Below are 12192 nucleotides of genomic sequence, written 5' to 3'. Positions count from 1 at the left end.
ACCTCCGATGAAACCGCTCTTGAGCGCATTGAGCCTGGCCCTGCTGCTCAGTGCCTGCAGCACTCCACCCACCCCGCCGGACATCGGGTTTGCCCCGCCACAACAGTGGCAGTCAGCCAACACCCAGGCGGTGCGCGACAGCAACCGCGCCTGGTGGCGCAGCTTTGCCAGTCCCGAACTCGACCAACTGATCGCACAGGCCGACAGCGGCAGCTACGACATTGCCGCTGCCATCGCCCGCGTGCGCCAGGCCCGTGCGGCGCGCACCATCGCTGGCGGCACGCTGCTGCCCGAAGTTGGCGCAGCCCTGGCCGGCAATCGCGAAAAACAGATGCACCATAACGGCTACGGCACCTCCAGCAGCACCAACGACCGAGAATCGGTCAGCTACAGCGCCAGCTTCAACGCCAGCTACGAGGTCGACTTCTGGGGCGGCAATGCGGCGGCACGCGACAGTGCCGAGCAGACCCTCAAGGCCAGCGAGTTCGACCAGGCTACCGTCACCCTGACCCTGTTCAGCAACGTGGCCAGCTTCTACCTGCAGGCCCTGGCCCTGGACGAACAGCAGCGTATCGCCAGCCTCAACCTGGCCAACGCCCAGCAGGTACTGGAGGTGGTACGCGCCAAGTACAACGCGGGCTCGGCAACTGCACTTGAGCTGGCCCAGCAGCAAGTACTGGTCGCTGCGCAGCAGCGCCGGCTGCCATTGCTGCGCCAGCAGGCCACCGAGGCCCGCATCACCCTGGCCGCATTGCTGGGCAAGCCGGTGCAGGCCCTCACCCTGCACGCCAGCGATTTCAACCGCATCGCCGCCCCTGGCATCGATGCCGGGTTGCCCAGCGACCTGCTCAGCCGCCGGCCAGACATCGCCGCGGCCGAGGCTCGCCTGGCAGCGGCCAAGGCCGACGTGCAGGTGGCGCGCGCCGCAATGCTGCCCAAGTTGACCCTGACTGCCGGCCTGGGCTCCGGCGCCAACGTCGCCGCCGACGTGCTGCGCAACCCGTTCTACAGCCTGGCGGCCGGCCTCAGTGCGCCGATCTTCAACAATGGGCGGCTCGGTGCCGAACGCGACAAGGCCACCGCCGTGCAGCAGGAACTGCTGGAAAAATACCGCGGCGAACTGATCAACGCATTTGCCGATGTCGAAAAGGCCCTCAACAGCATCGACGGCCTCGATCGCCAGCGCCAATGGCAGCGCGTCGAGCTGAACCAGGCCCAGCAGGCCTTCGACATTGCACGCACACGCTACGAGGCAGGCGCCGAATTGCTGCTTAATGTACTGGACGCGCAACGCAGCCTGTACGAAAGCCAGGACGAGGCCGTGCTGCTGCATCTGCAGCGACTGCAGGCCAGCATCGCCCTGTACAAGGCTGTGGGAGGGGGGTGGCAGGTGCAATGACTGCACCTGCCCTCAGGTGCGACGCGTGACCACCAGGTGACGCGCGTACCAGGGCCGTTGCGGCACCCGGCGCAGCAACCCCTTGAAACGCTGCTTGTCCTTGGTATTGGCGACGATCACCCGCAGCGCCAGCTTCATGGTCTCCGGGTCCATCTCCACACTCTTGCCCGGCTGCAGGCCTGGCGTGGTGCTGCAACCATGGGTCACAGGGCCCAGCCAGGGCTGCCTGATATCGACCCAGCGCCCTTTGGCGAACCACGGCACGCCATTGACCCGGTTGCGCGTCACCTGGCCGGGGTGGAAGCGTTCGTGGGCGCGGAACCAGTCTTCGATACGGTCATCGATCCAGCCATGGAACAGCCAGAACACAGGGTTCACATGGGAAGAAAACGGATCGCCGAGAAAGTCGTTTTCGGGCCCATACCAACGCGCCGAGAAGTCGTCCAGGTCACGCGCCATGGGTACTGGCGCACCGTTGGACGGGTCACGCGGCACCGACGCCCAGCGCATGTGCAGCCAGTCATGCAGGCCCAGCTCCATCTCCGAGCCCAGCTGTCCCAGGGTCAGGCGCGACAGGTAGCGCGGGTCGCGGTACTGCGACTCCCATACCTCGAAATTGCTGTGGTAGGTCTCGGCACTCTTGATGTCACTGACCCACTGGGTGTACTCGGCATCCCCCGGCGCCAGCCAGGTTGGCGGCACCGCACAGCCGTCATGGTTGTCGAAGTAGCGCGCAAAGCCCAGGCGGTCGCGTTCAAGCTCCGGCTGTGGCGCCGGAAAGCGCGGCCAGGAAGGCAGGTCCTGCAACCCCCGCGCGGTCTGCAGCATATGTCGATGCATGAACAGAAAATCCACCCCGGAGCCATTGCGGTCCTTGGTCGGCCCCCGCGCATCGCGCTCGCGCTCGCGCGTTCCGGGCTGCCAGCCAAGCCCGCGCAGAGCATTGCGCTTGTCTTCGGGTAACGAGTGCCACTGGTCACGCGAAGCGTGCCAGAGTTGGTGAAACAACCTGTGCTCGTCGGAAATCAGCCAGTTCAGCAGGGCCGGCTGCAAGCCGATGCGCTCGCGTGCTTCCGGGAACAGCTTGCGGGTGGCGACAAAACGGTTGTCCTGCTGTACCAGGGCAAGGCTGCGGTCCAGGCGCGCAATGCGCCCGGTAAGCGTGCCGCTGCCGGCGTTGGCAAATTCACCCCACACCTCATCCAGCACCATGCTCAATTCGTAGACCGGTTGCTGCAGCCCCTGCTCCCGATCGAAAAGGCGCCACGTCAGCTCCCCCGCTCCCGGCGTGGCCAGGTCGCCCAGCAGGCTGTAGCGCGGGGCCGCGGGGGCACGCAGGGCCTGCGCGGTGTCGATGAAACCGCGAACCACGCGCCCGCGCGGTGCAATGTCGATGAACACCTCCAGGTCATGCGTGGCCAGGCCGTCCAGTCCCGCATCGCGCCCTTCCAGGCGCAGGCTCCACACCCCGCGCAACTGATCGGCCAACTGGCGTCCTGCCGTATCCGGCAGCTCGACCCTGGCTTCCCCCGGGGTAACCGGATGCTCGGGTCGCGTCAGTTCCTTGTGCGCGTACAACGCAGCAGGCACCGCAGCACCGGTCAGTGCCAGGCCTGCGACAAATCCTCGTCGAGATATCGTCATTGCCCTACCTGTATCAGCCTGGAAGCAGGCTTTATCCAAGCTAGGACGTAGGCTTGAAGGTTAAATTTAGTGTCGGCGCCACACCCGGTGCCGGATAAATTAATCGGCCCTGCGCTCGTTCTTCCTGGGGAGCACACCGCGTACCGTCCCTGCCTGCGTGCAGCGATCCGCCCCTCATGGAGACCCCAGATGATCCCGACCCCCTGGCACAACGCACTGGCCCTTGGTGCCCTGCTCGCCTGCCTGATGCCCGCCGCACACGCCGCCGTACCGCCCCCGGGCGAGGTGTTCCAGGACTGCAAGGACTGCCCTGAAATGGTCGTGCTGCCCAGCGGCAGCTTTACCATGGGCACCCCTGATGACGAAGTCGGCCGCCAGCCCGACGAAGGCCCGCTGCACCAGGTGACCTTCAGCAAGCCATTTGCCGTCAGCCGCTTCACCGTGACCATCGGCCAGTGGCAGGCATTTCTGCGCGACACCGGCTACAAGATGCCCGACGCCGATGACCGCCCCGGCCGCAAATGCAGCGCCGGCAACCCCAGCTACCCGACCACCGCGCGTCACCCCGCCGTCTGCATGACCTGGCACGAAGCGCAGCGCTACATCGACTGGCTGTCGAACAAGACCGGCAAGCCCTACCGCATGCTCAGCGAGTCGGTACGCGAGTACGCCGCACGTGCCGGCAGCACCGGCCCCTTCCCGTTCCCCTTCGACGAAGGCAAGGAATACAGCATCGCCAGGCATGCCAACACCTACGGGCCTGAAGACGGCTTCAGCTTCACCGCCCCGGTGGGCAGCTTCCCCCCCAACGCCTTCGGCATGTACGACATGCACGGCAACGTCTACGAATGGGTCGCCGACAGCGTGCATGACGATTACGTCGGCGCACCCACCGATGGCAGCGCCTGGATCGACCCCAAGCCGAGCGACCCCACCTGCGACTACCGGCACATCCGCGGCAACGACTGGACCGAAGCGCCGATCTTCTCGCGCTCAGGCAACCGCAACGACCGCTGTTCGGACAACGCCGGCGACTGGCTGGGCTTTCGTGTGATGCGCGACCTGTAGCCGACCGGCCAGGGCGCCGGTGCCGCGCCGGCGCCCTCACTAAATCCCCCGCGCATCCACTCGTCCAGTTTCAGACAGCCCGCCGTGCGCGGGTCCACTCGCCCTTAGCACGTAGCCACGTCGCGACCGAGGTAGTTTCATGACCGCAGCACCGCGTAGCGCCATTCGCGAACTCTTCAGCCTGCTCAGGCCTTACCGCGCCATCGTGATCGCCTCGATCGCGCTGGGTATCGTCGGAGGCCTGAGCGTCACCGCCCTGCTGGCCACCGTCAACCAGGGCCTGCACGATGCCGGCGGCATGGGCAAGGGCGTGGTCCTGGCGTTTACCGGGCTATGCGTTCTGGCCCTGCTCAGCACCATCGTGGCCGATATCGGCAGCAACTACGTCGGCCAGAAAATCATCGCCAAGCTGCGCAAGGACCTGGGCGCCAAGGTGCTCGCCGCACCGATCGAGCAGATCGAGCGCTACCGTACCCACCGCCTGATCCCGGTGCTGACCCACGACGTCGACACCATCAGCGATTTCGCCTTTTCGTTCGCGCCACTGGCCATCTCGCTGACCGTGGTGATCGGCTGCCTGGGCTACCTGGCGATGCTGTCCTGGCCGATCTGCCTGATGACCCTGATCGCCATCGGCATCGGTTCGGCGGTGCAGTTCTTTGCCCAGCGCCGCGGCGTCAAGGGTTTCCATGCCGCGCGCGACGCCGAGGACAACCTGCAGAAGCACTACCAGGCAATCGCCGAGGGCGCCAAGGAACTGCGCATCCACCGCCCACGCCGCCACGCCATGTTCACCCGCAACATCCAGGGCACCGCCGACTTCATCTGCGATACCCATGTACGCGCCATCAACATCTTCGTGATCGCCAAGAGCCTGGGTTCGATGCTGTTCTTCGTGGTCATCGGCCTGGCCCTGGCCCTGCAGGCGTTCTGGCCGGCCAGCAACCCCACCGCGCTGAGCGGCTTCGTGCTGGTACTGCTGTACATGAAAGGCCCACTGGAGAACCTGATCGGCAACATCCCGATCATCAGCCGGGCGCAAATCGCCTTCCGCCGCATCGCCGACCTGGCCGAGCGCTTCTCCTCGCCCGAGCCACACCTGCTGCTCAGCGCTGCAGAAAAGCCCGCAGACGCCTTCGAGGGCCTGGAAATGCGCGACGTTCAATACAGCTTCCCGGCGGCACCCGGCGCCGCGCCCTTCCGCCTGGGGCCGGTCAACCTGAACATCGAGCCCGGCGAGATCCTGTTCATCGTCGGCGAGAACGGCTGCGGCAAGACCACCCTGATCAAGCTGCTGCTGGGCCTGTACACGCCGCAACAGGGCATGGTGCTGCTCAACGGCAAGGCTGTTGATGCGCCTGGCCTGGACGATTACCGCCAGCTGTTCACCACCATCTTTGCCGACTACTTCCTGTTCGACGAACTGGTGCAGCGCGAAGGCGCCTTGCCCGACGATGCCGCGCAGTACCTGGAGCGCCTGGAGATCGCGCACAAGGTCAGCGTGCGCGACGGCGCCTTCACCACCACCGACCTGTCCACCGGCCAGCGCAAGCGCCTGGCCCTGGTCAATGCATGGCTCGACGGGCGCCCGGTGCTGGTGTTCGACGAATGGGCCGCCGACCAGGATCCGACCTTCCGCCGGATCTTCTACACCGAGCTGCTGCCCGATCTCAAACGCCTGGGCAAGACCATCATCGTGATCTCCCACGACGACCGCTATTTCGACGTGGCCGACCAACTGGTGCGCATGCACGGCGGTCGTGTGGTCAGCGAAAAAGTCTTCGCCTGAACGCCTTGAACCGGCGAGCGCACCGCCGCTCGCCGCTGCCCGCCTTTGCAACTAAATCGCATTCGTCGCCCTTCGTCTTCCTGACAACGCTCAATTTCTGCCGACGGCGACGAGATCGACATGAACCAGATGAATCACCCCTCCGACGACGACCTGCTGGCCCTGCTGCTGGCCGACGAAGCCGGCTCCGAACACGTGATCAAGGCCGGTTGCGCACCCACGCATGGCGCCTTGTCCTTCGCTCAGCAGCGCCTCTGGTTCCTGCAGCAGTTCGACCCGCAGAGCTGTGCCTACAACCTGCCTCGCGCACTGCGCCTGAACGGTCCGCTGAACGCCGACGCGCTGGAGCAGGCGTTGAATGCAGTGATCGACAAGCACGATATCCTGCGCACCCGCTTCGTCGAAATCGACAACCTGGCGCAGCAGCAGGTCGACCGCCAGGCGCGACTGATACTTGCACGGCACAACCTGGGCGAACTGCCCGCCACCGAGCGCGACGCAGCCATACGCCGGCACCATGACGCCGACCTGGCCCAACCGTTCGACCTGAGCCAGGCACCTCTGATTCGCGGCACGCTGTTGCGTACCGGTGCCAGCGAGCACGTGCTGCTACTGAACATGCACCACATCGTGTCCGATGCCTGGTCCAATGCGATCCTGCTGCAGGACCTGGCCCAAGCCTTTGCGCAAGCGCAGGCAGGCCTGCCCGGTGGCCTGCAGCGGCCGTCGATCCAATACGCCGACTACGCGCACTGGCAGCGCCAGCAGTACCCGCTCAGCGCCGCCCACGAACGCGCGACCGCCCATTGGAAGCAAGTGCTCGACGGCGAGCTGCCGAGCCTGGACCTGCCCTTCGACAGGCCGCATGCACCAGACCAGCTACACCTCGTCGGCAACCATTGCCTTACCCTGCCGGCCTCGCTGGGCAGCGCCCTGCAGCGGTTCTGCCAGCAACAGGGGCTGACCCCCTTCATCGTGCTGCTGGGTGCCTGGCAACTGCTGCTGGGTCGCTATACCGGCCAGCACGACTTCACCGTCGGCGTGCCCAATGCAACCCGCAGCCAGGGCCAGACACAGGCGCTGGTCGGCTTCTTCGTCAGCAGCCAGGTGTACCGTGCCCGACTCGACGGCGCGCAACCCGTCGCCGAATTCCTTCAACGCCTGCGCGAACAGTCGCTGGCCGCACTGGAGCACGCCGACTACCCCATCGAGCTGATTCTGGAAGACCTGCAACTGCAACGCAGCACCCAGGCCAACCCGCTGTTCCAGACGCTGTTCAACTGGCGCGTGGCCAACCAGGACGCAGCACAACTGCGCCTGGATGGCCTGGAGGTGGAATTTCTCGGTGTCGAGCAGCAGCAGGCCAAGTTCGACCTGTCGCTGGAGATCGACTACAGCCAGCAGCAGATCGACGCCACGTTCAGCTACAGCACCGCACTGTTCCTGCCACAGACCATCGAGCGTCTGGCCGGCCACTGGCAGCACCTGCTTCAGGGGCTTGTCGAAACGCCTCAACTGCGCCTGGGCGAGCTGCCAATGCTCGAGCGTGCCGAACAGCAGATGGCCCTCCACACCTGGAACGCCACAGCCACGGACTTCGGCGCGCATGCCAACCTGCAGACCCTGTTCGAACGTCAGGCGCACGCCACCCCGGATGCCGTCGCCGTACGCCTGGGCAGTGCCGCTCTCACCTATCGTCAACTCAACCAGCGCGCCAACCGCCTGGCGCACAAGCTCCTGGAGCTGGGCGTAGGTGCAGAGGTCGGCGTGGGCATTGCGTGCGAGCGCAGCCTGGAGATGGTGATCGGGCTGCTGGGCGTGCTCAAGGCCGGGGGCGCCTATGTGCCGCTGGACACCGGCTACCCGCAGGATCGCCTGGCCTACATGATCGAGCACAGCGACATTGCACTGCTGTTGACCCAGGCATCGGTGCACCCTGGCCTGCTGCTGCCCGAGGCCCTGCCGGTCATGCTGCTGGAGCAGGCCGACAACGAACTGCAGGGGTATGCCGACAGCAACCCGACGCCAGTGGTCGACGCGGACAACCTGGCCTACATCATCTACACCTCCGGCTCCACCGGTCGCCCCAAGGGTGTGCAGGTTCGTCATGGCGCACTCACCAACCACATGCTGTGGATGCAGCAGACCCTGCAATTGCAGGCCCAGGACCGGGTGCTGCAAAAAACCGCGTTCAGCTTCGATGCCTCGGTCTGGGAGTTCTGGCTGCCGTTGCTCAACGGCGCGCAACTGGTGCTGGCTGGCCCTGAACTGAACGACGACATGTCGCTGCTGTGGCCCGAAGTGCAGGCCCAGCGCATCACCGTGCTGCAAGCCGCGCCCTCGCTGCTGCAAGCCCTGATGGGCCAGGCCGAGCGCACATCACTGGCCAGCCTGCGGGCAATCCTGCTGGGCGGCGAAGCGCTGAGCCCGGCGTTGGTGCAGCAACTGCGCAGCGTCAGCGACGCACGTATCTACAACCTCTACGGGCCCAGCGAAGCCACCATCGACACGTGCTGCTACAGCGTGCCGACCACGCCCGACGGCGCCATCGTGCCCATCGGCCAGCCAATCAGCAACCTGCGCACCCACGTGCTCGACCACGAGCTGAACCCCTGCGCCATCGGCGTCAGTGGCGAGCTGCTGATCGGTGGCGTGGCCCTGGCCCGCGGCTACCACGCCCGGCCCGGGCTGACCGCCGAACGCTTCGTGCCAGACCCCTTCGCCGGACACGGCGAGCGCCTGTACCGCAGTGGCGACCTGACCCGCTATCGCGACGACGGCGTGATCGACTATGTCGGCCGCATCGACCACCAGATCAAGCTGCACGGCCTGCGCATCGAACTGGGCGAGATCGAGGCACGCCTGCTGCAACAGCCCCAGGTGGCCGAAGCCGTCGTACTGGCCCCGGACTACCTGGGCAGCCAGCGCCTGGTGGCCTATGTGGTGGCCACCCGGCCTTTGCCCGATGCTCAGGCGCAGGACCAGTTGCGCCAGGCCCTGATTGCCGGGCTCAAACAGCAACTGCCGGCCTACATGGTACCGGCCCACTTGCTGCTGCTCGACGGCCTGCCCCTGACACGCAACGGCAAGCTCGACCGCAAGGCCTTGCCTATGCCCGACACCGCGCCCACCGGCTACCGGTACGCGGCCCCGCAAAGCGCCATGGAACGCCAGATCGCGATGCTCTGGCAGGAAGTGCTCAAGCAGCCGAACATCGGCTTGAACGACAACTTCTTCGAACTGGGTGGCGACTCGATCGTCTCCATCCAGGTGGTCAGCCGCGCCCGTCAGGCTGGCATTCGCTTTACTCCCAAACAGCTGTTCCAGCACCAGACCGTGCAGGGGCTGGCCCAGGTCGCACAGTTCGACGACCCGGTTGCACACATCGACCAGGGGCCGGCCAGCGGCACGGTCGCGCTGCTGCCGATTCAGCAGGCATTCCTCGATACGCCGGTGCCATCACGTCATCACTGGAACCAGTCGGTCCTGCTCAAGCCGGCCGGGCAGCCACTCGATGCCGCTGTGCTGGAACAGGCAGTGAACACCCTGATCAACCACCACGACGCATTGCGCCTGAGTTTCACCCAGCAGGCACAGGGCTGGAACAGCGTCTACCGCGCGCCTGCCGACGCCCACAACGCCCTGCTGCAAGCGGTGGCGTGCGATGATCGCGAACTGGAGCAGTTGTGCGAACGCGCCCAGCGCAGCCTGGACCTCGAACACGGCCCGTTGCTGCGCGCGCTGCTGGTGAGCCTGGCCGATGGGCGTCAACGCCTGTTACTGGTAGCCCACCACCTGGTGATCGACGGGGTTTCCTGGCGCATCCTGTTTGATGACCTGCAAAGCGCCTACCAGCAGTGCCTGGCTGGCCAGCCCCCCAATTGCCGGCCCGTACCAGTTCGCTGCAGGCCTTCGCCCAGGCGCTGCGCGAGCATGCCAGGGGCCAGGCCATCGGCGAGCTGGACTACTGGCTGGACCAGCACCAGGCCATCGCAGCCGACCTGCCCGATGCCCGGAGCGCCATGGGCGCACCGGCACAGGTCGCGCTGCTCGATTCGCACCTGGACAGCGAACGCACGCGTCGCCTGCTGCAACAGGCGCCTGCGGCCTACCGCACCCAGGTCAACGACCTGCTGCTCAGCGCGCTGGCCCGAGTACTCGCACGCTGGACCGGACAGGCCGACAACCTCATCCAGCTCGAAGGGCATGGCCGCGAAGAGCTGAGTGAAGGGCTGGACCTCACCCGTACCGTGGGGTGGTTCACCAGTGCCTTCCCGCTCCGGCTGTCGGCGGGACATGACCTGCAGGCCACCATCAAGCAGGTCAAGGAGCAACTGCGTGGCATACCCGACAAAGGCATCGGTTTCGGTGCCCTGCGCTACCTGGGCGAACAAGCCGTGCGCGACGTGTTGCAGGCGCTGCCAGATGCACGTATCACCTTCAACTACCTCGGCCAGTTCGACACCAGCTTCGATGACACCCAGCAACCGCTGCTGATACCGGCCAGCGAAGCAGCCGGTGCCGAGAAACACGCCGATGCCCCGCTGAGCAACTGGCTGAGCATCAATGGCCAGGTGTACGCCGGCGAGTTGAGCCTGAGCTGGACCTATGACCAGAACCGCTTCGCCCCGCAGGTGATAGAGCGTCTGGCAAAGGACTATGTCGCAGAGCTCGGTGCACTGATCGACCACTGCTGTGACAGCCTGAATCAGGGCGCTACCCCGTCGGACTTCCCGCTGGCCGGGCTCGACCAGGCGCAACTGGATGCCCTGCCGATCGACCTGGCATTGATTGACGACCTCTATCCGCTGTCGCCGCTGCAGCAAGGCATGCTGTTCCATACCCTCTACGAGCAGGAAGCCCACGACCTGGACGGTCGCAGCTACATCAACCAGATGCGCCTGGACATCAGCGGCCTGGACCCCCAGGCATTCGCCGAAGCCTGGCAGGCCGCCGTCGACCGACACGACAGCCTGCGCACGGTGTTCCTCTGGCAAGGCGAAATGGCGCAGCCACTGCAGGCGGTGTACAGGCAGATGCGCGTGCCGTTCAGCCTGCTCGACTGGCAGCAACGCACTGACCTGCCGGGCGCGCTCGACGCACTGGCCGCCGAGCAGCTGCAACAGGACCTGGCGCTGGACAAGGCTGCGCTGTTCAGGCTTGTGCTGGTGTGCACCGCACCTGGGCACTATCACCTGATCCATACCAGCCACCACATCCTGATGGATGGCTGGAGCACCTCGCAGTTGCTCGGCGAAGTGTTGCAACGCTACAGCGGCCAGGCCCTCGCTACCCCGCCAGGCCGCTACCGCGACTACATCGACTGGCTCGGCCGTCAGGACGCCGTACTTGACCAGGCCTACTGGCACACTCAACTGGCCGACCTGGAGGAGCCCACCCGGCTCGCGCATTCGGTCGTCAACAGCACGCCGGCGCAGGGCCATGGCGCCTGCTACCTGAGCCTGGATGCGCCACGCACTCAACGCCTCAACGACTTCGCACGCCAGCAGAAAGTCACCCTCAACACCCTCGTGCAAGCCGCTTGGCTGGTAGTGCTGCAACAGTACAGCGGCCAGCGCTGCGTATGTTTCGGGGCCACCGTGGCCGGGCGCCCGGCTGATATCGCGGGCGTGGAACAGCAGATCGGCCTGTTCATCAACACCCTGCCGGTCATCGCCAGCCCGCGCCCCGACGTCAGCGTGGCCAGCTGGCTGCAGCAGGTGCAGGAAATCAACCTTGGCCTGCGTGAGCACGAACACACCGCGCTGAGCGATATCCAGCGCTGGTCCGGTCAACAGGGCGAGGCACTGTTCGACAACATCCTGGTGTTCGAGAACTACCCGGTGGCCGAAGCCCTGGAACAGGAGGCGCCCGCCGGGCTGACATTCGGTGCAGTCGACTATCACGAACAGACCAACTACCCGCTGACCCTGGCCATCAGTGCTGGTGACTCGCTGCTGCTGCATGCCAGCTATTCGCGACAGCATTTCAGCGACGCGGGCGTGCAGGCCATCGGCGAGCACCTGCTCAACCTGCTCGAACGCATGCGCGACAACCCCCGCCAGCACCTGGGCGAGCTGGAGATGCTCGCGCCGACCGAACGCCAACAGGTCGTCCAGGCGTGGAACGCCACCAGCACCGAATACCCGCTCGAACGCTGCGTGCACCAGCTGATCGAAGACCAGGTCGAGCGGACCCCCGGCTCCCCGGCCCTGGTGTTCGCCGGGCAGCACCTGAGCTATGCCGAACTCAACAGCCGTGCCAACCAGCTCGCCCATGCGCTGATTGCACA

5 protein-coding genes and 1 pseudogene are annotated in these 12192 nt (G+C 65.8%); 5 read left to right on the top strand and 1 reads right to left on the bottom strand.

Annotation, left to right across the window (positions count from 1 at the left end; all coding sequences use genetic code 11):
- The first annotated feature begins 7 nt into the window (after positions 1–7).
- The gene (locus NP552_RS22935; RefSeq protein ID WP_274097193.1) at positions 8–1399 is read left to right on the top strand and encodes an efflux transporter outer membrane subunit; all 1392 of its coding nucleotides are present in this window, start codon (positions 8–10) and stop codon (positions 1397–1399) included.
- 12 nt (positions 1400–1411) lie between these two features.
- Here NP552_RS22935 and pvdP read toward each other — a convergent pair whose 3' ends face one another.
- Positions 1412–3043, bottom strand: coding sequence for a pyoverdine maturation tyrosinase PvdP (gene pvdP, locus NP552_RS22930; protein WP_274097192.1), 1632 nt, complete (start codon positions 3041–3043; stop codon positions 1412–1414).
- Between the two features lie 189 nt (positions 3044–3232).
- On the opposite strand from pvdP, the gene pvdO reads away from it, so the two are divergent.
- The 4 genes and pseudogenes from pvdO to NP552_RS22910 form a co-directional block, all read left to right on the top strand.
- Positions 3233–4111 carry a dihydropyoverdine dehydrogenase gene (gene pvdO / locus NP552_RS22925; protein ID WP_274097191.1) on the top strand — a complete coding sequence of 293 codons (879 nt, stop codon included), beginning with the start codon at positions 3233–3235 and terminating at the stop codon, positions 4109–4111.
- A 139-nt stretch (positions 4112–4250) separates the two neighbouring features.
- Positions 4251–5900 carry a cyclic peptide export ABC transporter gene (locus NP552_RS22920; protein WP_274097190.1) on the top strand — a complete coding sequence of 550 codons (1650 nt, stop codon included), beginning with the start codon at positions 4251–4253 and terminating at the stop codon, positions 5898–5900.
- 120 nt (positions 5901–6020) lie between these two features.
- Positions 6021–9731, top strand: a pseudogene (locus NP552_RS22915) (amino acid adenylation domain-containing protein); the annotation flags it as partial.
- A 26-nt stretch (positions 9732–9757) separates the two neighbouring features.
- The coding region (locus NP552_RS22910) for a condensation domain-containing protein (protein WP_274097189.1) at positions 9758–12192 on the top strand (2435 nt) is incomplete at its 3' end.

It is taken from the genome of Pseudomonas sp. 8209 (assembly GCF_028682105.1).
In the GTDB taxonomy this organism is placed as follows: domain Bacteria; phylum Pseudomonadota; class Gammaproteobacteria; order Pseudomonadales; family Pseudomonadaceae; genus Aquipseudomonas; species Aquipseudomonas palmensis.
The sequence above is the reverse complement of the archived record's forward strand: the minus strand, read 5'-3'. Positions and strand labels throughout refer to the sequence as shown.

What these genes read in the sequence shown, in the direction of transcription:
- NP552_RS22935 (WP_274097193.1), top strand. Translation starts at nt 8, where the DNA reads ATGAAACCGCTCTTGAGCGCATTGAGCCTGGCCCTGCTGCTCAGTGCC.
- pvdP (WP_274097192.1), bottom strand. Translation starts at nt 3,043, where the DNA reads ATGACGATATCTCGACGAGGATTTGTCGCAGGCCTGGCACTGACCGGT.
- pvdO (WP_274097191.1), top strand. Translation starts at nt 3,233, where the DNA reads ATGATCCCGACCCCCTGGCACAACGCACTGGCCCTTGGTGCCCTGCTC.
- NP552_RS22920 (WP_274097190.1), top strand. Translation starts at nt 4,251, where the DNA reads ATGACCGCAGCACCGCGTAGCGCCATTCGCGAACTCTTCAGCCTGCTC.